19 protein-coding genes are annotated in these 21,500 nt (G+C 45.2%); 17 read left to right on the forward strand and 2 right to left on the reverse strand.

All coding sequences use genetic code 11. From position 1 onward, the window contains the following. Positions 1–33 precede the first annotated feature (33 nt). The 4 genes from QP339_RS05090 (at position 34) to lplA (ending at position 5,992) form a co-directional block, all read left to right on the forward strand. Positions 34–510: an Asp23/Gls24 family envelope stress response protein gene (locus QP339_RS05090; RefSeq protein ID WP_070430420.1), complete on the forward strand. Its 477-nt coding sequence runs from the start codon at positions 34–36 to the stop codon at positions 508–510. Between the two features lie 726 nt (positions 511–1,236). Beyond that, on the forward strand, positions 1,237–3,174 hold the full coding sequence (gene thrS, locus QP339_RS05095) for a threonine--tRNA ligase (RefSeq protein ID WP_284910658.1): 1,938 nt from the start codon (positions 1,237–1,239) through the stop codon (positions 3,172–3,174). Positions 3,175–4,068: 894 nt separating this feature from the next. Beyond that, positions 4,069–4,962: an SIR2 family NAD-dependent protein deacylase gene (locus QP339_RS05100; RefSeq protein ID WP_284910659.1), complete on the forward strand. Its 894-nt coding sequence runs from the start codon at positions 4,069–4,071 to the stop codon at positions 4,960–4,962. A gap of 1 nt (position 4,963) precedes the next feature. After that, complete coding sequence (gene lplA, locus QP339_RS05105) at positions 4,964–5,992, forward strand: lipoate--protein ligase (protein ID WP_284910660.1); 1,029 nt, start codon at positions 4,964–4,966, stop codon at positions 5,990–5,992. A 377-nt stretch (positions 5,993–6,369) separates the two neighbouring features. Here the strand turns inward: lplA and QP339_RS05110 are convergent, their stop codons facing one another. Next, positions 6,370–6,894, reverse strand: coding sequence for a DNA-3-methyladenine glycosylase I (locus tag QP339_RS05110; RefSeq protein ID WP_284910661.1), 525 nt, complete (start codon positions 6,892–6,894; stop codon positions 6,370–6,372). Positions 6,895–7,061: 167 nt separating this feature from the next. On the opposite strand from QP339_RS05110, the gene QP339_RS05115 reads away from it, so the two are divergent. From QP339_RS05115 to rplT, 4 genes are all read left to right on the forward strand, one after another. Next, positions 7,062–7,898, forward strand: coding sequence for a MetQ/NlpA family ABC transporter substrate-binding protein (locus tag QP339_RS05115; protein WP_284910662.1), 837 nt, complete (start codon positions 7,062–7,064; stop codon positions 7,896–7,898). A gap of 289 nt (positions 7,899–8,187) precedes the next feature. Continuing rightward, positions 8,188–8,754 carry a translation initiation factor IF-3 gene (infC, locus tag QP339_RS05120; RefSeq protein ID WP_502869654.1) on the forward strand — a complete coding sequence of 189 codons (567 nt, stop codon included), beginning with the start codon at positions 8,188–8,190 and terminating at the stop codon, positions 8,752–8,754. Between the two features lie 30 nt (positions 8,755–8,784). Continuing rightward, the gene (gene rpmI, locus QP339_RS05125) at positions 8,785–8,985 is read left to right on the forward strand and encodes a 50S ribosomal protein L35 (protein ID WP_067975318.1); all 201 of its coding nucleotides are present in this window, start codon (positions 8,785–8,787) and stop codon (positions 8,983–8,985) included. Positions 8,986–9,018: 33 nt separating this feature from the next. Beyond that, entirely contained in the window at positions 9,019–9,378 is a 360-nt protein-coding gene (gene rplT / locus QP339_RS05130; protein ID WP_284910663.1) for a 50S ribosomal protein L20, read from the forward strand. 519 nt (positions 9,379–9,897) lie between these two features. Here the strand turns inward: rplT and QP339_RS05135 are convergent. After that, the gene (locus QP339_RS05135; protein WP_284910664.1) at positions 9,898–10,878 is read right to left on the reverse strand and encodes a nuclease-related domain-containing protein; all 981 of its coding nucleotides are present in this window, start codon (positions 10,876–10,878) and stop codon (positions 9,898–9,900) included. A 326-nt stretch (positions 10,879–11,204) separates the two neighbouring features. On the opposite strand from QP339_RS05135, the gene QP339_RS05140 reads away from it, so the two are divergent. The 9 genes from QP339_RS05140 (at position 11,205) to QP339_RS05175 (ending at position 21,500) form a co-directional block, all read left to right on the forward strand. Next, positions 11,205–12,623: an alanine/glycine:cation symporter family protein gene (locus tag QP339_RS05140; RefSeq protein ID WP_284910665.1), complete on the forward strand. Its 1,419-nt coding sequence runs from the start codon at positions 11,205–11,207 to the stop codon at positions 12,621–12,623. Positions 12,624–13,505: 882 nt separating this feature from the next. Beyond that, a complete protein-coding gene (locus QP339_RS05145) occupies positions 13,506–14,273 on the forward strand; it encodes a YveK family protein (protein ID WP_284910666.1) in 768 nt (255 codons plus the stop codon). Continuing rightward, entirely contained in the window at positions 14,273–15,010 is a 738-nt protein-coding gene (locus QP339_RS05150; protein WP_284910667.1) for a CpsD/CapB family tyrosine-protein kinase, read from the forward strand. Before QP339_RS05145 ends, QP339_RS05150 begins: the two co-directional genes overlap by 1 nt. 62 nt (positions 15,011–15,072) lie before the next feature. Further along, positions 15,073–16,872: a nucleoside-diphosphate sugar epimerase/dehydratase gene (locus QP339_RS05155; RefSeq protein ID WP_284910668.1), complete on the forward strand. Its 1,800-nt coding sequence runs from the start codon at positions 15,073–15,075 to the stop codon at positions 16,870–16,872. 59 nt (positions 16,873–16,931) lie between these two features. Beyond that, a complete protein-coding gene (locus QP339_RS05160) occupies positions 16,932–18,143 on the forward strand; it encodes a DegT/DnrJ/EryC1/StrS family aminotransferase (RefSeq protein WP_284910669.1) in 1,212 nt (403 codons plus the stop codon). Beyond that, positions 18,133–18,723: a sugar transferase gene (locus QP339_RS05165; protein ID WP_284910670.1), complete on the forward strand. Its 591-nt coding sequence runs from the start codon at positions 18,133–18,135 to the stop codon at positions 18,721–18,723. Before QP339_RS05160 ends, QP339_RS05165 begins: the two co-directional genes overlap by 11 nt. 3 nt (positions 18,724–18,726) lie before the next feature. After that, positions 18,727–18,798, forward strand: coding sequence for a 4Fe-4S binding protein (locus tag QP339_RS09645; protein WP_350225025.1), 72 nt, complete (start codon positions 18,727–18,729; stop codon positions 18,796–18,798). Positions 18,799–18,898: 100 nt separating this feature from the next. Next, a complete protein-coding gene (locus QP339_RS05170) occupies positions 18,899–20,290 on the forward strand; it encodes a GNAT family N-acetyltransferase (RefSeq protein WP_350225026.1) in 1,392 nt (463 codons plus the stop codon). 1 nt (position 20,291) lies between these two features. Then, a complete protein-coding gene (locus QP339_RS05175; RefSeq protein ID WP_284910672.1) occupies positions 20,292–21,500 on the forward strand; it encodes an ATP-grasp domain-containing protein in 1,209 nt (402 codons plus the stop codon).

Here is a 21,500-nt window from a genome sequence, read left to right on the forward strand (position 1 = left end):
CAATTGTAATAAATTTTTTGGAGGATGATAATCATGGCAGAACAAAAAGCTAATGAACAAAACCAAGTACAACACGAAAATGAATTAACTTTCGCTGACAAGGTTCTCGAAAAAATCGCGAACTATTCAGTACAAGGCGTTGAAGGAATCCTTGAATTACAAGGTGGCTTCACTTCAGGTATTAAAGGCTTCTTCTCAGGCTCCGGCGAAGACGAAACAAAAGGCGTTAGCGCAGAAGTAGGTAAGAAAGAAGTTGCTTTAGACTTAGAAGTTATTGCTGAATATGGCAAGGACATTCCTGCTGCTTTCGAATCAGCAATCAAGAAAATCTCTGACAATGTTAACAAGATGACTGGATTAAAAGTTGTTGAAGTTAACATGAACGTTAACGATGTTGTAACTCGTGGCGAATGGGAACGTAAACAAAACGAAGAACAACGTAAAGCTGCTGAAGAACGTCGTCGTGCACACGAAGACGGTGAATACTCAGACGGTTCACGCGTTCAATAATTACGAAACACCAGCAAAGCTTGGGCTCCTAGCCCAAGCTTTTTATTTTGACTTTATAACCTTGTGCAGTGGGCTTTCGTTCTGCTCTTGAATTTGATCGTTAAATATTTAGAGGATCAACACTGGCTAAAGCCGTCTTGTACTTTATCCGTAAGTCGCTAACGCTCCAACGGCTAAAGCATGGCATCGGGTCGATCCTTGGATTCTCACCTAGCGGCTCTAAATTTGGCTTCGGCTTATAAGTGATTTCATTAAATAGCTGATTGGGTTTGCACTCAGAACCGTTGAATTCAAATTGCACTCTTGACTTTGACCTCGGAACTGCTGAATGCAGGTTGGGTCTTTCGAATTGCGCTCGGAATAGCTGAAGGCAAATGTTAGCTGATATATGTAGAGTAAGCTCTAGTTAACTTTTTTGAAAAGCTTGACTTGCTTTTTCATCTGAATAGTGCTTTAATAGGGTTAGACTAGTTAAGCGCCAGTGATGGAGACAAAGTTTTTGTTTGAATGCTAGAGACGGATTGTTTGGTGGAAGATCCGCAAACAGAGATGGCGACCACTCCGGAGGCTTTCAATGATTGAAGTTGAACGGTGAACCCCGATATCGGTCATGAACGAGTGCCTAAATAGGCAAAAATTGGGTGGAACCACGTATTGATTAAGATGACGTCCCTAATTGAAGGAAACTTCAGTTAGGGCTTTTTTTATTTTACAAGGAGGATAACCATGCAAATTACATTTCCAGATGGAGCAGTCAAAGAATTTGAAGCCGGTGTTTCTGGCCGCGAAGTTGCCAAATCTATCTCAAACAGCCTGGCTAAACGCGTCTTGGCCTATAAGTTAGACGGTCAATTAAAGGGCCTAGATGAACCCATCCAAGAGGGTGGAGCGATTGAATTAATTGATCCTAAGTCCAATGAAGAGGAAGCTCTCGAAATCTTGCGCCACTCTAGCGCCCACTTGCTCGCCCAAGCCCTGCGCCGGATCTATCCAAACATCCACTTCGGTGTAGGTCCTGCCATTGAGAATGGCTTCTACTATGACACGGACAACGGCGAAGGCCAACAAGTCAAAGAAGAAGACCTGCCAGCTATCCAAGCGGAAATGGAAAAAATTGTCCAAGAAGATTTCCCAATCGAAGGCCGCGAAGTGAGCCGGGAAGAAGCTAAGAAAATCTTCAAGGAAGATCCTTACAAGCTGGAATTAATCCACGACCTGCCTGAAGACGAAACCATTACCATCTACAGCCAAGGGGAATTTACTGACCTTTGCCGCGGCGGCCACGTGCCATCAACTGGCTATATCAAGCACTTCCAGTTGCTTTCTTTAGCTGGGGCTTACTGGCGCGGGGATTCTGACCGTCCGATGATGCAACGGGTTTACGGGACCGCCTACTTTAATGAAAAAGACCTAAAAGCTGACCTCAAACGTCGGGAAGAAGCCAAGGAACGCGACCACCGCAAAGTCGGTAAGGAACTCGACCTCTTCCTCGTATCACCAGAAGTTGGCCAAGGCCTGCCATTCTGGTTACCTGAAGGGGCAACTATCCGCCGTATTCTCGAACGCTACATTGTCGACAAGGAAGTTGCGCAAGGCTACGAACATGTCTATACCCCAATCATGGCCAATGTGGACCTCTACAAGAAGTCCGGCCACTGGGACCACTACCGCGATGACATGTTCCCACCAATGGACATGGGCGACGGCGAACAATTAGTCCTCCGTCCGATGAACTGCCCCCACCATATGGAAGTTTACCAAAACCACATCCACTCCTACCGTGAACTTCCAATCCGGATCGCGGAACTGGGGATGATGCACCGCTATGAAAAATCTGGCTCCCTATCTGGTCTCCAACGTGTCCGTGAAATGACCTTGAACGACGCCCACATCTTTGTCCGTCCAGACCAAATAAAGGATGAATTCACCCGGGTCCTCCACTTGATCCGTGAAGTTTATGAAGACTTCCACATCACTGACTACCGCTTCCGCCTCTCCTACCGCGACCCTAATGACACGAAGAAATACTTCGATGACGACGAAATGTGGGAAAAGGCACAGGCTATGCTGAAGGAAGCTATGGACGACTTGGGACTAGAATACTTCGAAGCAGAAGGGGAAGCGGCCTTCTACGGACCTAAGCTAGACGTTCAAACTAAGACCGCCTTGGGAACTGAAGAAACCCTGTCCACGGTTCAATTGGACTTCCTCTTGCCTGAACGCTTCAATATCACTTATGTCGGTGAAGATGGGCAAAATACCCACCGTCCTGTTGTTATTCACCGGGGTGTCATCTCAACCATGGAACGCTTCGTTGCCTACCTGATTGAAGAATACAAGGGAGCCTTCCCAACTTGGTTAGCGCCAACCCAAGCGGTCTTGATCCCAGTTAACGAAGATGCGCATGCCGACTATGTCTACAAGATTGCTGAAGAGATGAAGGCAAAAGGCTTCCGCGTGAAGGTTGATGACCGCAATGAAAAGATGGGCTACAAGATCCGCGAAGCCCAAACCCATAAGATTCCATACCAATTAGTCTTTGGTGACAAGGAAATTGAAGAAGGGTCAGTGACAGTCCGCCGCTATGGCTCTAAGAAGACTGAAAGCCAAGACTTCCAAGAATTCTTCGCCAACTTGCAAGAAGCTGTTAAGAACCACGAATAATTGATTTACACGAAGTCCAGCTGATCTTTGGCTGGGCTTTTTAGATTTTCTCATAAGCTGTATTTTTGAGCATGCGTTCCGTCTTGAGTTTGATCGTTAAAGAGCCATGGCAACGGCTCGAGCCTCGGTCTCTCGCCTAACGAGACTCAAACGGAGCGTACGGCTGATGCCTACGCCCCATAATTCGCTTCTAGTCGGGTTTAGGCTAGCAGAAATAGCTCCTCTTCACAAAGTCCTTTAGAAGACTTTCAGTCTTCTAAAGGACTTTGCTCCAGAGGTCTATTTCTCCCGCTAGCCTTCACACCCTGACTTTGCTTTTTCATGGCTAACGATCAAACTCAAGCTCCACTCCTGCTCATGAAATGAATTGTGAAAAAATTCTGCGTTATAAAAATAATAGATGATTGGTGCTGTGGGCATGCGGTGCGCTATTGAATTGGCCCCTTGAATTTAAGAGGATCAAGAATGGCTGGCGCCGTCTTGTATTGTATCCCTAAGTCGCTGACGATCCGACCGCTAACCACCACGGATCGATCCCCGGTCTCTCAGCTAGCGAGCTTCAAAGGGCTAGTAACGGCCATAAGGGAGGTGGTTGTGACCGTATCCGGCCCCGTAACGGCCATAAGGGAAGTGGTAGTGTCCGTATCTGGTCCAGTAACGGTCATAAAGGTAGTGGTTGTGTCTGCATCAGACCCTGTAAGTGACAAAAGGATGATAGTTATGTCCGTATCAGTTCCTCCAAGTGACAAAAATAGCAGCTGTGTAACTATTGCCAGTTTTCCTTCCTCGTAAGATAGTTTGCTGGATTAAGATAAGGAACAAGCAGAAAGTCATGAAGAAAGCGCTCATATGCGTTATAATAGGGGATGTATGTTAGAGAAGGAGGCGGCAATTTTGACACAAAATTGGCAAGTTTTAGCGAGACAAGACCAGGTTTCCCAGGCTGAGCTCTTGCGAGAGGCCTTGGATGAGGCAGAGGCGATTCTAGTCGGCGTCGGAGCTGGCATGGGGGCGGCAGATGGTTTCACTTATGTGGGGCCGCGCTTCCAAGAAGCCTTCCCGGACTTTATCGCCAAGTATGGCTGGTTAGATATGTTCCAGGCTAGCGTCTTTCCTTTTGCCGACGAGGCGGAATCTTGGGCCTTTTTCAGTCGTTTTGTCAAGTTGAATTATTTGGACCAGGGTGTGGGGGCCTCCTATGTGCGGATGCGCCAGGCCTTGGAGGGGCGGAACTACCATATCATTACCTCTAATGCTGACAATGCCTTCGAACAGGCAGACTATGATCCCGACAAGGTCTTCGACGTCCAGGGCAAGTACATCCTCATGCAGTGCATGTACGGCTGCCATCCCAAGCGCTACCGGATTGATGACCTGGTCCTTGAAATGGTGGACCGCCAGGAAAACATGCGGGTGCCTGAAGAATTGATTCCCCAGTGCCCCGAATGCGGCCAGCGGATGGAGCTCAACCGGCGCAACCACTGGGACTGGATGGTGGAAGATGAAGCTTTCAAGGAGGAAAAGGCCCGCTACGATCGTTTCCTCGACCAGAACAAGGATAAGAAGCTCCTGCTCCTCGAGATGGGCTGTGGCTATATGGCACCCCAGGTCATTAAACATCCTTTCCAAGCCATGGCCGATGCCTTCCCTCAAGCCCTCTATCTAACCGTTAACCTAAAGGACTACCGGATTCCACCAGCTATCCGGCCCAAGACCATCTGGCTGGAAGCCGACATCCGTCAACTCCTAGCAGACCTTGAGAATTTAGACGAAAGAAGTGATCGATAAGATGTATATTATTGAAATGAAGCGCGATGGCGAGTGGATCTACAATGGGGCGGTGGCCATGGCCATGCAGGTCTACGCCCAGAACCATATCTTCTTGGATGAGCCCATTCTCTTTCCTTATATGACCGATCCTTTTGTCCAGATTGGCCGCTACCAGAATGCCATGGAGGAAGTCAATATGGACTATGTGGAGGCCAATGATATCCAGATGGTCCGCCGGGATACGGGTGGCGGGACGGTTTACCTGGACCGGGGCGAGATTAATATTTGCTTCTTGATGGACAGTCAGGACACCAATGCCTTCTCCAATTTCGATAAGATGTACCAGCCCGTGATGCAGATCCTCCGTGAGATCGGGGTGGACCAGATCGAGAAGAGTGGGCGCAACGACTTGATGGTGGACGGTAAGAAGGTCTCCGGGGCTGCCATGACCATGAAGAACGGCCGGGTCTACGGGGGCTACTCCTTGCTCTTTGACGTGGATATGGAGAATATGGTGAACGCCCTCCGCCCCAACCAGAAGAAGATCGAGTCAAAAGGCATCAAGTCGGTCCGCAGCCGGGTGGGGAACTTGCGCGACTATGTAGACCCTGAATACAAGGACCTAACTAGCGAGGAGTTCCTGGAACTCATCCTGGTGAAGACAGCGGGCGTTGACTCCTACGATCAAATCAAAAAATACCAGCTGACCGATGAAGACTGGGCAGCTATTGATCAAATGATGGAAGAAAAATATGCCAACTGGGACTGGATCTTTGGCGCTTCCCCACGGTTCGAATACAACCGCAATGAACACTTCAAGGGCGGCACCTTCGACATCAGCCTGGCCATCGAACAAGGCCGGATCAAGGACTGCAAGATCTACGGCGACTTCTTCGGCAGCCAGCCGATTTCGGATATCGAATCCGCTCTGGTTGGAACCCCGCTCCGCCGCCAAGACCTCCTCGACCAGCTCAAGCAATTCGACCTCAGCCAATACTTCGGCACCATCACAGCCGATGAGATTGTGGGCTTAATTTTGGAGCAGTAAGATGAGCATCCGTTCCGCTATTGAAGTTGGCCCTTGAATGCTTAATACTTTAATAATTAAATATCACAAAAAAGCACGGCGCCTTACTTTGAGGAATCGTGCTTTAATATTGTTTTGGAGATTGATTAATTTTAGTATGCAATCTTCAAAATAATTTATTGGTTTTTGATTATGAGCAGTAGTGGAGTTTGACTTTGGTCGTTAGCCATGAACAAGGAAGCAAAGCGAATTACGGCTAGTAGGCGTTAGCCGTACTAGCCGTTTGAGTCTTGCTAGGTGAGGGACCTTGACCCGAACCGGTGCCATGGCATTTTAACGACCAAAGTCAAAACGAAACGAAGGCTCATCCATGCAATTAGTGAAATAATCTTATAATATTAGGCCAAATCACAGTTTGCTTGGTGGGGGTTAAAGGCGCCGATGGCTTCGAGGAAGGCGGTCATGGTGGTGGGGCCGATGTAGCTGAAGCCGTCCTTCTTCATCGCCTTGAGGACCTTTTGACTCATTGCGTCATTGGAGTCACTTTGCTTTTTGGCGTCATCGATCAGGTCCCAGAGGTAATCAGCGAAGGTCTGGCCATCTTCCAAGCGGTCAAGAAGGACCTGGGCATTGTGAATAATGGCCTGGATCTTGCGCCGGTTGCGGATAAGCCGGCTGTCTTGGAGCAGGCCTTGGTATTTATAGCGGTCATAGCGGGCGATCTTGCAGTAGTCGAAGCCATCATAGGCCGAATCGAAGTCATCCGCCTTCTTAAGGACGGTCTCCCAGGACAGGCCACCTTGCATGATTTCCAGGCTCAGGGCTTTGAAGAGGGCCTGGTCATCCTGAGTCGGTCTGCCCCAAATCTGGTCGTGGTAGGCAATAAGTTCGGGCGTCGTGGCCCAGCTGCAGCGTGCTGTCATCTGTTTGCGTCATCCTTTCCATTTGCTTTACTTCCATTATAGCATGCTTGTTCAGGAATGATGGCAAAGAACTATCAGTAGAAAGGAGCTTTCGGTTCTCAAATCGGGGAGGATGTGCTAAGCTAGGAGTACAAACTTATAAAAAGTAAGCAGACAGGAGTGTTCGTATGAATAAAGTTAAAACAATCATCCTAGCCGCCCTAGCTCTCTTGGTGCTGGGAGCTTGTGGTTCTAAGCAGTCCTCAGAGAACCAGGCAGCCGCCGAGGATAGCCAGGATATCCGTCTCGCCACCTCGCCGGGGCCCTACAGCGATCTTTTCCTTGACGTGGTGAAACCCATCCTCGAAGAAGAGGGCTATAAGGTAGAAACCGTGGAATTCACCGACTTGCGTGAAGCAGATGTGGCCCTCGAAGAGAAGGCAGCTGACCTCAATATTGAGCAACACACCCTTTATATGAATAATTTTAACGAGGAGAAAGATGCCCAGTTGACCAATATCCAGCCCCTGCCAACTGTTCCCATGGCTATCTTCCCTGGGCAGAAGGATAGTCTCGATCGCTTGGAAGAAGGGGACAAAGTTGGTGTGCCGGACGATCCATCCAACCTGTCTAGGGCCCTACTCTTATTAGAGAAGGAAGGGATAATTAAGTTAGATCCGAATGCTGACAAGGCCAACTTAAATGTAGAAAACATCACAGAAAATCCTAAACATGTGAAGATCGAAGTCATCAGTTCTCCCAATCTTGCGCGGACGACACCAGATTTAGCGATAGCTGCTATCCCGGGCTCTCGGGCATTCGACGCTGGTATCGACTTCCAGACTGCCCTGGCCTATGAAGACGTGGCCCCTGAATTCATGCTCCAACTCGTTGTCCGAGAAGAAGACAAGGATAAGGACTGGGTCAAGGCCGTGTCCCAAGCCTACAAGTCTGACCAAGTCAAAGATGCTGTAGAAAAGATCAACCAAGAATCAGGCCAAGCCTATTGGATATTACCGAAATAGCAGGCTTATGAGGCTGGGAGAATGTTCCTAGCCTTTTTAAGTTGAATGACTGTACATCCCTCCCACTTTTAGATGATCGGGATGTGATATTTTTCGAATTTATGCTTGACCGAGGGAGGGGGACATGATATCATGATTAGGTGAGACAAGAAGCAGAGACCTACCCGTTTCTCACCTGAGTTGACAAAGACGTCCTCGGGTTGATAGATTCAAGTGCACAAGGCGACCCTTGTGCGAGCAGCGACGGGTACTTTTATGGATTCGTCGCTTTTTCTATGCTGAAATCTCAATGACTGATGAATGCAAATTTGAACTATGGAGGGGGATAATTATCGCAAAAGAAAAAGATAACATCGTCAATGGGTCGATTCGGGCACGCGAAATGCGCGTGATTGATCCTGATGGTGAACAGTTGGGTGTGCTTTCTAAGAAAGACGCTCTTGATAAGGCCGGCGAATACGAGCTTGACCTCGTTCTCGTGTCACCAGGTGCTAAGCCACCGGTTGCGCGGATCATGGACTACGGCAAGTTCCGTTACCAACAACAACGCAAGGCCCGTGAACAACGCAAGAACCAACGGACCATCCAAGTGAAGGAAATCCGTTTGAGTCCAGCCATTGATGACAATGATTTCAATACGAAATTACGCCAAGGCCGCAAGTTCATCAAGAAGGGTGACAAGGTGAAGGTATCGATCCGCTTCAAAGGTCGTGCCATCACACACAAGGACTTAGGGCGTGAAGTACTGGAACGCTTTGCTGACGAGATGAGCGATATCGCCACTGTTGAGCAAAAACCTAAGATGGAAGGCCGGTCTATGCAGCTCATGCTAGCACCTAAGCCAGAAGACAAATAATCCAATTAACAAAAATGGGAGGAAATTATTATGCCTAAACAAAAAACACACCGCGCATCGGCTAAACGCTTCAAATTTACCGCTTCAGGTAAGTTAAAACGTAGTCATTCAGAACGCTCTCACCGTTTCCATGGTAAGACCAAGAAACAACGTCGTCAGCACAAACCAGCTGCAATGGTTCATCAATCTGACCAAAAACGTATCCAACAAATGTTAGATACTTACAAATAAGCAATAATCTAGAGAAACAAGGAGGAATTTCGAATGGCTCGAGTTAAAGGTGGAACAGTTAGTCGTAAAAGACGTAAAAAATATATTAAATTAGCAAAAGGTTATTACGGATCTAAGAGCGTAAATTATAAGATGGCTAAACAAGCTGTCATGAAATCTTATATGTACGCTTACCGCGACCGTCGTCAGAAAAAACGTGACTTCCGTCGTCTATGGATTACCCGTATCAACGCTCAAGCACGCGTTAACGGCCTAAGCTACAGCAAATTAATCAACGGCTTAAAACAAGCTGGCATTGAAATCAACCGTAAAATGCTTGCTGACCTTGCAGTCAACGATGCCGATGCCTTCGCATCAATCTGCGACCAAGCAAAAGCAGCATTAGGTAAATAAGATAAGTAATGTGTCAAGCACCGCCCATCGTGGCGGTGCTTTTCCTTTTGGGCTAAGAAGGGGTTGGCGGGCGCTGGCCCGCCGTCCTTATTTTGGGTGAAGAAGGAGGAAAGCCGAGGCTGGGGCCTCGGCTTTTGACCTTATGGTGGTGCTGGGTGTGGGTGACTGCTAAATTTTGATGGAAATGGCGGTGACTCATTGAGAAACTGCCAGTTCTTAATAAAAGATGCAGCAACCGACAAATCGAAGGGGATATGACGGTATTTTAGACAATAACCGACAAATCGAAAAGGATATGTCGGTAACTTAGGCAGCAACCGACAAATCGAAGGAGATATGACGGTATCTCAGGCAGTAACCGACAAATCGAAGAGGATATGTCGGTAACTTAGGCAGCAACCGACAAATCGAAAGGGATATGTCGGTATCTGAAGCGAGTATCGCTAAATTATAGCGAATATGATAATACCTCTACTTTATTAATCTATTGAAGCTTCTGGATAACATTCGTTATTTCTGTTAAGTCAAATATTTATTATGAATACGGTAGTAGTCTTGTTCTAAATCAATAGGACGAACAATTTTATCATACAAGTTCGGATCATTTTTAAAAGGATTTTGATAGGTATTACGTTTGATCCGAATAAAATATTTTGCTAGGACTCGATTTAATCTCCGCTCAGCACAATTATTGCCTAGAAAATATTCTGCCATTGAGAAACTCAGCGGTTGGTCATAAAGAAGCACTGCAAGTTCACATAAATGACGATAGACTAGGATTTCTGAATCTTCGACAAAGCCGCATGCCTGACAAGTGATCTTCTTACGATGGTAGATATCCCCAAGCGCGCCCCAACACCGCCAACAATAAATCCCACCTTGCATCCGCGCCCAGTGGTCAGTTGTGAGCTGGCACTGCTCGTAGGGGTTTGGCAGGAGCTTGTCTTGGACGGCGCGTAGGAGCTGGTCCGTCCGGTAGCGCCCTGGTTCCCGAGAGACGTCCTTCAAGAAGGTCAAGATATCGTTGCGACATAAGACACCGTGGTCGAAAGAGTCATCCACCGTCACTTGGTGGTTCTCGTTAATGAAGACGAGATAGCCCTGCTTGCCTGAAGGGCGGCCAAAGCCAGCCAGCTCCTGGTTGAAGCGGTCGACCATCCGCTCCAGCTGGATAAAAATATTGTGGCGCCAGAGCTTGTCATTGTGGTAAAAAGTCCCCGCCTCATAGCGGACCGGCGACCGGTAATTCTTGACGTCAAAGAGGTAACAGCCGCTGGGGCAGACCAGGACGGCGTCGACTTGAGTGGCGTTGGTCGCGCCAAAGTAACAGTCTGTCAGCAAAACAAAGTCGCCCGTCAAATACTTCTTCAAAATCCGGTGAAATTCCCATTCGCCCCAATAGCCATGGCGTAGGGCCTGCAAACGCTCTATCTGATCGTCATCCAAACACTGGCGGCCCTCTAAAATTTCCAAAGATAATAATTCATGGTTCTTCTGCATATGATATCCCTCCTAATGATATATAAACGGAAAAGTCTAAAATTCATCAAAAGAAAAAAGATGTCATAAAATCTATCTCGCAGAGGTACAATAATTGTCCTATCTTATAAAATCACTCAAAAATTGGCCAACAGCGTTATAAAATCTAACGCCAGCTAAATTCCCAAAATCACAACAAATCGCCCAAGAATCACGTTATAAAAACTTACATCTCCTGTCCTATCATAAGCATAACCAATCATAAAATCATTATCTGAAATTGACGGCAATCATATCTTCCCTTATTCTAAAGTAAAAGAAAACTATTTAAAGAGGAGGAGATTTGGATGTCAGAAATGATCACAGGCTTCCTAAGTCCAATCAGCGACTTCCTATACTATCCAGTCTTGATTGTCTTGTTACTTGGAATTGGCCTTTATTTCACATTCCGAACGAAATTTATCCAATTGAGCAACTTGAAGGAGGCTATCCAGGTGGTGCTGGAAGCGCCGGAAGAAGAGGGATCGGTGTCCTCCTTCCAGGCCCTGATGATTTCAACCGCTTCCCGGGTAGGAACGGGGAACATCGTCGGGGTGGCAACGGCCATCTGCCTGGGCGGCTACGGTGCCGTCTTCTGGATGTGGATCGTGGCTCTGATTGGAGGCGCTTCAGCCTTCATCGAGTCGACCCTGGCCCAGATCTATAAGCGCCGGGATACCTTCTCTGGGGAGAGTTATGGTGGCCCGTCCTACTATATCGAATCGGCCCTCCACAGCCGGACCCTGGGGATTATCTTCTCCATCTTCCTGATTCTGACCTATGCAGTGGGCTTCAACATGTTGGCTGCCTTCAACCTCCGCGACTCTTTCCAGATCTATGACTTCTACAGCCCACAGTGGACACCAATTCTAGTGGGAGCAGGTCTGGCTCTTGTGACCGCCTACTGCGTCCTCGGCGGGGGCAAGCGGATCATCCAGTTCACCAGCTTCCTCGTACCCTTCATGGGGATGATCTATGTGGCGGTGGCAGTCCTCATGATCATCCTCAACCTCAATTACATGCCCACCGTCTTCAAGCTCATCTTCCAGGATGCCTTCAACTTCAAGGCCATCTTCTCCGGAATCGCAGGCTCCAGCATGATGTATGGGATCAAGCGTGGCCTCTTCTCCAACGAAGCCGGGATCGGGTCAGCGCCTAACGCCGCAGCTGCTGCCCATGTCTCCCACCCAGTCAAGCAAGGTCTGGTCCAAATGATGTCCGTCTTCATCGACACCCTGGTCATCTGCTCGGCAACCGCCTTTATGTGCTTGAGCTCAGGGGTCCAACCAGCAGCTGAATTATCAGGAGCCCCCTATGTCCAAGCCGCTCTCTCAACCTTCCTGGGCGGCTACGGCAATCTCTTTATCACCATTTCACTCATGCTCTTTGGCTTCACCACCTTGATCGGTAACCTCTACTATGTGGATAACAACCTGGCCTATATCTTCGGCAAAATGCCCCGGGCCTCCTTCATGGTCGCCTTCCGCTTGGCCGCAGCTGGAATCATCTTCCTAGGCGCCATCCAAGAAGCGGACCTGGTTTGGTTAATGGCGGATGTCATGATGGCGCTCATGGCCCTGATCAACTTACCATCCATCCTGATCCTATCCAAAACAGCCCTGGTCGCACTCTCCGACTACAGCAAACAGCGCAAAGCCGGCCGAAAACCCGTCTTCTACGCCAAGAATATCGGCCTCGACGACAGCCAGCTCGACTATTGGAAATAGAGATTTAGCCATATGCTGCTAGAGCATCCGCTCCGCTTTGAGTTTGGTCGTTGAAAAGCTGCGGCATCGGTTCGAGCCAAGGTCTCTCACCTAGCGAGACTCAAAGGGCTAGTAACGGCTTACGCCGACTATCCCTAATCCACATCGCTTGCTTGTTCGCGGCTAACGACCAAACTCAAACTCCGCTACTGCTCAAAAATATATGGCCATCATGACTATTGCTAAATTAACTACAGTCAGGATAAAAATAATTAGCAATTAAAATCCCCTTAGCTAGACAGAAAAATCTGTACTAAGGGGATTTTTATGTTTAAAAAATACTTAGTCTTAAGTTATTCGGTCATGCTTTTAGATACAGTACCATGCAGAAAAAATAAAATATTTTATAGAATCATATTGTCTGCATTTCCTGAAGCTAAAATAACATATAAAAACTCTTTAACCAATTCCTTGATGAGCAGGAGTGGAGCTTGAAAGTGATCGTTAGCCATGAAATAGAAAGCGATGTGAATTACGGATAGTAGGCCCATTATTTTGGGCCGTACTAGCCGTTTGAAGCTCGCTAGGTGAGGGAACGTGGCCCGAACCGGTTCCATGGCTCTTTAACGATCACTTTCAAGACGGAACGGATGCTCACCTGCACAATTTCAAAATCATAATCTCGATCACAAATATATTCATAGACGTCAATTGTTAAGCAAATGTATACTGTCACAGATTTGTAATAAAAAAAGTGTGAAAAAAGAGTGAAATATCTTATAATTTCCTTTAAGATTATAGATAGTGTAAAAAAAGTGTCGGCTAAAAGAGAGCTAACTTTAGACGACCTTTTTTTGTGAATAGAAGCTGGTGCCAGAAAGTCGGCACCGATGAGGAGGCAATATGGAAACGACTGAAGAAATCTCGCTAGTAGAACTCTTTCATATTCTACGGCAGGGCTTAGGACGGATCATCGTCACCACCGTGGTAGGCTTGGCTATTGCAGCTGTACTGACCTTTGTCGTGATGACCCCTAAGTATCAATCAACGACCGACTTGGTAGTCAACGACACCAACTCAAACAGTGAACAGGTGGACCAATCCACCCTCCAGGCGAACTTAACGCTCTTGAATACCTATCAGAGCATTATCAAGAAGCCTGTCGTCTTAGAGAAGGTAATCGAAGAGACGGGAGCTGATGTTAGTGTCCAGGAGCTAAATGACATGATCAGCGTCCAAAATGACAACAATTCCTTGGTATTCTCGGTAACCGTCCAGTCCACCTCACCCAAAGTGTCGGCGACCCTGGCTAACTCCATTGCCAAGCACTTCTCCGAAGAAGTCAAACGGATCATGAATGTTAACAACGTATCGATCCTCACTGTTGCGGAACCTGCCCAAGGACCGGTATCACCTAAACCCATCCTCAACCTCTTGATTGGGGCTATCATCGGGGGAGCCATCGGGGTCATCTGGCAGCTCATCCGTTACGCCACAGACCGGACCGTCAAGGATGAAGCCTTCTTCGACCAAATCGGCCTGCCCGTACTCGGTATGATTCCGGAGATCTCAGACAAGGAATTGGCCGACTCCCGGCTCAAGTCCCTCTCTAACCAAAAAACATCAGAAGCGCGCCGGACCTTCCGTCGCCGTAAAGGAGGCGAGGACTAATGTTCAACCGCAAAGGAAAGAAACTCGAACAACTCAACCGTAACCAGCGTCTGGGCGCTTCCATGATCACGGCAGTCAAGCCCAACCATCCCATCTCAGAAGCCTTCCGGACCGTGCGGACCAACATTGAATTCTCCATGGTCGACGGGACCCTGAACTCGCTCATGTTGACCTCAACCGGGCCCTTCGAAGGCAAGTCCACCGTGGCTGCCAACCTGGCCTCCGTCATGGCCGACACTGGCAAGCGGGTCCTCTTAGTGGATGCCGACATGCGCAAGCCGACTGTCCGTAACACCTTCAACCTGAAGACCAATTACGGGCTGACCAATCTTCTGACCCAGAACGAAGCCCAGACCATGGACATGATCCGCTATGTGCCGGAAGCTAATGTCTATGTCCTAGCCGCTGGCCCCAAGCCACCCAACCCATCCGAGTTGCTCCAATCTAATAAGATGAACGACCTGATGAAGACCCTAGAGACCATGTTCGACTTGGTCATCTACGATGCACCGCCCTTGCTCTCAGTGGCCGATTCCCAGATCCTCTCGCGCAAGGTCGACGGGGTCGTCTTCGTGGCCCGGGAAGGAATCGCGGAACGCCCTAATATTACCAAGGCCAAGGACCTGCTCGACGCAGCCGAAGCCAATATCCTAGGCGTGGTCTTCAATGGCGTGTCCAAAGACCATACCGGTTATGGTTATGGCTACGGTTATGGCTATGGCCATGAGGAAGATTAAGCCGACTTAAGCAGCCATTGACTCTTCCTGATAGTGCATGTAATTAGAATAGGAAGTGAAACATGTCTCGGAAAACAAAAAAACTCATCCTCATGCTCAACGACTTGGTCTGTGTGGGCATAGGAGCCCTCTTAATCGTTTATTTAATTAAGTATTATGTCGCTACCGACTTTGGTCACTATTCCATCGTCACAGGCATCTACTATCTGATCTATGTCCTAGCGGGCCTCTACTTCCACAACTTCTCCGCCCTGGTCCATTTCTTCGGCTTGCGAGATGCCCAGGAAGTTGTCGTCGCTAACTTGATCGCTGGGGCGGGGGCCTTCATCGTGGGGACCATCCTCTTTACCGTGATCAGCCACCGCTACCTCTTCCTCCTCCTGCTCTTCGCGACAGTGGGGATGATCTTGACTCGAGTCATCTGGCGGCTCTATATCGACCGGAAGAATGGCGTCAAGATGGCGGAAGACGAAGCCACCCGCCTCCTTATTGTAGGGGCAGGCCAGGCCGGCAACCTCTTCATCGAGAACTTCTCCAAGCACCCTGAGAAGTATGCTATCATTGGAGCGGTCGACAATGACCCACAAAAACAAAATATCTATATCAAAGGCGTGCCCATCCTAGGAACGCTTGAAGACATTCCCCAGATCGTTGACAACAAACGCATCGATATGATCACTATCACCGCTCCCTCCATGCCAGCTGAAGTTGTAGAACAGGTCGTGCGGATAGGCAATGACCTGGACATCACCGTCAACCAGATGCCTGAGGTGGAAAGGGTCCTGGCCGGCGAATATAAGATGGCCATGAAAGAGATAGAAATCTCCGACCTCCTTGGACGGAAGGAAATCGAACTGGACGACGAACCCGTCATCGATTCTATTTCCAACCAGGTCATTATGGTGACCGGGGCAGGGGGATCGATCGGGTCCGAAGTCTGTCGGCAGATCGTTCGCTTCGGTCCCGCTCAATTGATTCTCTTAGGTCACGGGGAGAATTCCATCTACCTGATCAACCAGGAGCTCCGCAACCTGGACTTACCCAATGTCAAGTTCACGCCAATCATTGCGGACATCCAGGACAAAGACCACCTGGACTTTCTCATGCAGAGCTACCAGCCAGATATTGTCTACCATGCAGCGGCCCACAAGCACGTGCCCCTCATGGAATGGAATCCGACCGAAGCGGTCAAGAACAACATCTATGGGACCTACAATGTAGCCAAGGCCGCGGAAAAGGCGGGGGTCAAGAAATTCGTCATGATCTCCACCGACAAGGCCAACAACCCACCTAATGTCATGGGGGCCACCAAGCGGATTGCAGAAATGATTGTTACGGGCCTCAATAAGGACAGCCAGACCACCTTCTCCGCTGTCCGCTTTGGCAATGTCCTGGGGAGTAGGGGCTCGGTCATCCCGCTCTTCAAGAAGCAGATCGCGGCGGGAGGCCCTGTCACCGTAACCCATCCGGACATGCGCCGTTACTTCATGACCATCCCCGAAGCCAGCCGACTGGTCATCCAGGCCGGCGCCCTGGCAGAAGGGGGCGAGCTCTTCATCCTCAATATGGGCGAAGAAGTCTACATCAAGGACCTGGCCAAGAAGATGATCGCCCTGTCCGGTCACTCAGAAGACGAAATTGAAATCAAATATACCGGCATGCGGCCAGGGGAGAAACTCTACGAAGAACTCCTCCTCAACGACGAAACCACCGACCGGCAAATCGACGAAAACATCTTCGTCGGCCGCGTCCATAATAAGAGTCTCGAAGAAATCAAAGCCTTCGTTGAAAGCCTGGACCTGGTCACTGACCAGGGCGACCTCAATGAGAAGTTGACCAGCTTTGTGCACCGGGATGTGTAATTGAATATGAGAGTTAAGGGGCTTTATGCCCCTTTCAAACAATATAGGGGGTAATGATAATGCAAATACCTTTTTCACCACCGGATATTACAGAATTGGAGATAGAAAATGTTGTAGAAGCACTGAAGTCTGGCTGGATTACTACAGGACCAAAAACTAAGCAATTAGAAAAAAAGATAGCTGAATTTTGTCATACAAATAAAGCAGCTGCAATGAATTCTGCAACTGCATGTATGGAAATGACTTTGCGTTTGTTAGGAGTTGGACCTGGCGATGAAGTAATTACATCTGCTTATACCTATACTTCCAGTGCGAGCGTTATTGATCACGTAGGTGCTAAGATTGTCTTGGTTGATACAGCTAAAGATTCCTTTGAGATGGATTATGATCAGTTATCAGAAGCTATAACTGAGAACACTAAAGTTATTATTCCGGTGGATATCGGAGGAATGATGTGTGATTATGATCGCATATTTGAAATTGTAGAGAATAAAAAATCCTTGTACCAACCTAGTCAAGGAACTCTTCAAGAAAAATTTGACCGTGTTATAGTTATGGCAGATGCTGCACATTCTCTTGGAGCAACATACAAGGGGAAAATGTCTGGTGAGGTAGCTGATTTTACAAGCTTTTCGTTCCACGCTGTAAAGAATTTTACGACAGCAGAAGGAGGAGCAATTACTTGGAAAGATATACCAAATATAGATAATGAAGACATTTATAAACAATTTATGTTACTCACTCTTCATGGACAGAGTAAAGATGCTCTAGCTAAAACTAAATTGGGCGCTTGGGAGTATGATATTGTTGCTCCTAATTTCAAGGCAAATATGACAGATGTGCACGCTGCAATCGGTTTAGCACAGTTTAAACGGTATCCAAAACTTTTGGCTCGCCGCCAAGAAATCATTAAGAAATATAATGAAGCTTTCGATAAGTTGCCAACAAGTTACTTACAACATAGTTCTGATGAAAGGCAATCTAGTGGTCACTTGTACTTATTAAGAATTAATGGAATTGATACAGAAACAAGAAACCAAATTATCGAAGAGTTAGCACAAGTAGGAATCGCTAGCAATGTTCATTATAAGCCTCTTCCAATGATGACAGCTTATAAGAATTTAGGCTTTAGTATTAAAGATTATCCAAATGCATATAAGATGTATGAAAATGAAATTAGTTTACCTTTACATACTTTATTAACAGATGAAGAAGTAGCGTATATTATCAATAATATTATTAATATATTGAGGGCAAAGAATGTTTTATAGAAAATACATGAAAAGAACTTTGGACTTTATTATTGCATTGTTCGCTCTTCCATTTTGGATAATTATATTTTTAATTGTCTTTCTACTCATAAAAATCGACGATGGGGGACCGATCTTTTACAATGCAGAGAGACTTGGAAAAAATGGAAAAATATTTAAGATGTATAAGTTTCGCTCAATGAAAGTTAATGCTCCAGATATAAGAAATAAAGATGGTTCGACTTTTAATGCTGTAGATGATCCGAGATTAACTAAAGTGGGGGCTATTCTTCGTAAAACGAGTTCAGATGAAACTGCGCAGTTGTTGAACGTTTTAGTAGGAGATATGAGTTTGGTAGGACCGAGACCATTCCTTCCAGTGAAAGGTTTCACACCTCAAGGTTTTGCTAAGGATAGATTAATGGTTAGACCGGGACTAACCGGATATGCTCAAGCTTATTATAGAAATTCTATTAATCAAAAGAGGCAAGAGGAAATTGATTCATATTATGCAAATAATCTTAATTTTATTTTGGATGCAAAGATAGTTTTAAAAACAATTAAAACTGTTCTATTAAGAGAAAATATTTATCATAGTTAGGAAGTGTCGTATGAAACATGTGTTAGCTGTGGTTGGTGCTGGTCAAGCTGCGGAACCAATTTTGAAAAAAGCTAAAGAAATGAATATAGAAACTATTGCATTTGGTGGGAAAGATTCGATAGCAAAAAGTCTAGCTGACATATTTATTCCTGTTTCGATATTTGACGTCAATACTATGAAAAGTGAATGCAAAAGATTACATGTCAATGGAGTAATAGCTTCAAGTGAAATAACAACGAAATCTGCTGCTGAATTAGCAAATGAATTAGATTTACCCGGTAACAAATGCACACCCTATTTTATATGTAATAATAAATATTTAATGAGAGAGTGTGTAAATAAAGTTACTCAAGTCAAACAACCTAAATATTATCTTTATGATGATAAGGATATAAAAGACTTTCCGATTATGGTTAAAGCTGTGGATTCTTGCGGTAAACAAGGTATATCTTTAGTTAGTTGTGAAGAAGAATTGCAACAAGCATTGTTAGAGGCAAAAGAAGCATCTCTTACTGGAGAGATACTAATTGAAGGCTATTTAGATGGGGGAAATGAGTATTCAATTGAATGCATAAGTGATGGACAAGATACTTATGTCGTTCAAATTACTGATAAAGTTACTTCCGGTCCACCATATTTTACAGAGATAGCTCATCATCAACCCGCAAACTTAACCAAAAAATTCAGAGAAAAAATAAATGTTGCTGCAAAAGAAATTATACAAGCTGTTGGTATTACATGCGGGATGGCACATTTAGAACTTAAAATAATTAATGATGATATTTACTTCATTGAAGTGGGAGCTCGTGGGGGAGGAGACCATATAGCAGATAAACTCACTGTAATGAGTACAGATTTTGATTATTATAAAGAAGCAATTAAATGTAGCTTAGGAATCTTCCAACCTAAAGATATTAACACTATTGCATATACTGGAATTTATTACTACACAATGGAAAATAAGCATTTAAATAAGCTTTTTCAAATTTCTAAAAATGAAAATTGGTGTGTTGAAAGTAATATAAATACAAAACATTTTAAAAATGCTAGAGGAAATGTTGAAATTAATAATCAAGGATATTTCATCTACAAATCCGATCATCGTATTAGTATAACTGATGTTCCATTAGATTATTTTGAAGTAGTGAAGATTAATAGCTTTGACAATGCCTATCACCTAGTTTGGAATTTTAATAAAAAAATTGGAAGACAATTATCCGACAAAGAATTAAAAAACGGGATTATTAAATTTATTGAAAACGGTAATTTGTTAGCAGTATTAGATAATAATGAAATTATTGCATTACTTAATGTGTACTGTAATAATAATAAAACTCAGGAGGCTTATATTTGTAATGTTTATGTTCTAAAAGAATATCGGGGTATAGGGATTGCAAAAAAACTAGTTAATAAAGCAATTGAGCTAGTTAAGAAGAATAATTTTAAAAAGATTGTTTTACATGTAGATATAACTAATGTTAAAGCTATTCAACTATATGAAAAGTTAGATTTCAAAGTAGCTAAAGAAGATGATAATAATCAATTAAAAATGGTAAGGGATATATAAAATGAGTAGATTAATGATTTTAGGTGGAAGTTATTTACAAATACCTGCTATAAAAAAAGCACTAGCTTTAGGCCATGAAGTGATTGTATTAGACTATAATCCTGATGCTCCTGGATTTAAGATACCTAATGTAATGCATGAGATTATTAGTACTATCGATACACCTAATATCATAAAGGCGGCAAAAGAGTATAAAATAGACGGTATTATGACAATGGCAACAGATATGCCTATGCAATCTATCGCAGCAGTAAATGAAGAGCTAAATCTAAAGGGAATCACAGTAGATTCAGCTCTAAAATCAACTAATAAACTCTTTATGAGACAAGCACTTCTCAATAAAAACGTTCCAATACCAAAATATTTTAAAGTGGATTCAGTAGATGAATTTGTGTCAGCTATAAAAGAATTAGACGGTTTAGGGTTTAAAGCAATTTCAAAACCCGCTGATAGTTCAGGAAGTCGAGGGATTCATTTAATAGAGAGTTTTAACTATCATAAATTAGAAGAAATTTTTAATTACTCAATCCGTTACTCCAAGAGTGGATATCTTCTCGTAGAAGAATATATGGAAGGACCAGAAGTTAGCGTTGAGACTATTAGTGTTGATGGGGAGAATCATATTATTCAAATTACAGATAAAATGACAACTGATGCCCCATATTTTATAGAAATTGGACATACTCAACCTTCTCAACTACCTAAAGAATATATAAATCAAATAAAAAATATAACTAATCAAGCGATTAATGCAGTCGGCATTTCAAATGGCCCTACGCATACTGAGGTAAAAGTTACTAAAGGCGGGCCAAAAATTGTTGAAATCGGAGCTAGATTAGGTGGAGATTTTATTACTAGTGATTTAACCCCATTATCTACAGGAGTGGATATGGTTGAAGCTTGTATAAAAATAGCTTTATCGGAAGAACCTGATTTAGAGATTAAGTGGGAAAAAGCTTCAGCAATAAGATTTATTAAAAGCGATTTAGGGAAAATTATTGATATTCAAGGACTAGATGAAGCTTTGGCTTGTGAAGCTGTTATTCAAGTTCACATGGATAAAAATATTGGTGATAAAGTTTCAAAGGTGAAGAGCAGTAATGATCGAGTAGGCTATGTGATTACACAGGCAGCAACCGCAAATGAAGCGGCTAGATTTGCTGAATTAGCCATTAAAAAAATAAAAATCTCAATTGATGAGGAGAATTAA

Source organism: Aerococcus sp. UMB7834, assembly GCF_030215145.1.
In the GTDB taxonomy this organism is placed as follows: domain Bacteria; phylum Bacillota; class Bacilli; order Lactobacillales; family Aerococcaceae; genus Aerococcus.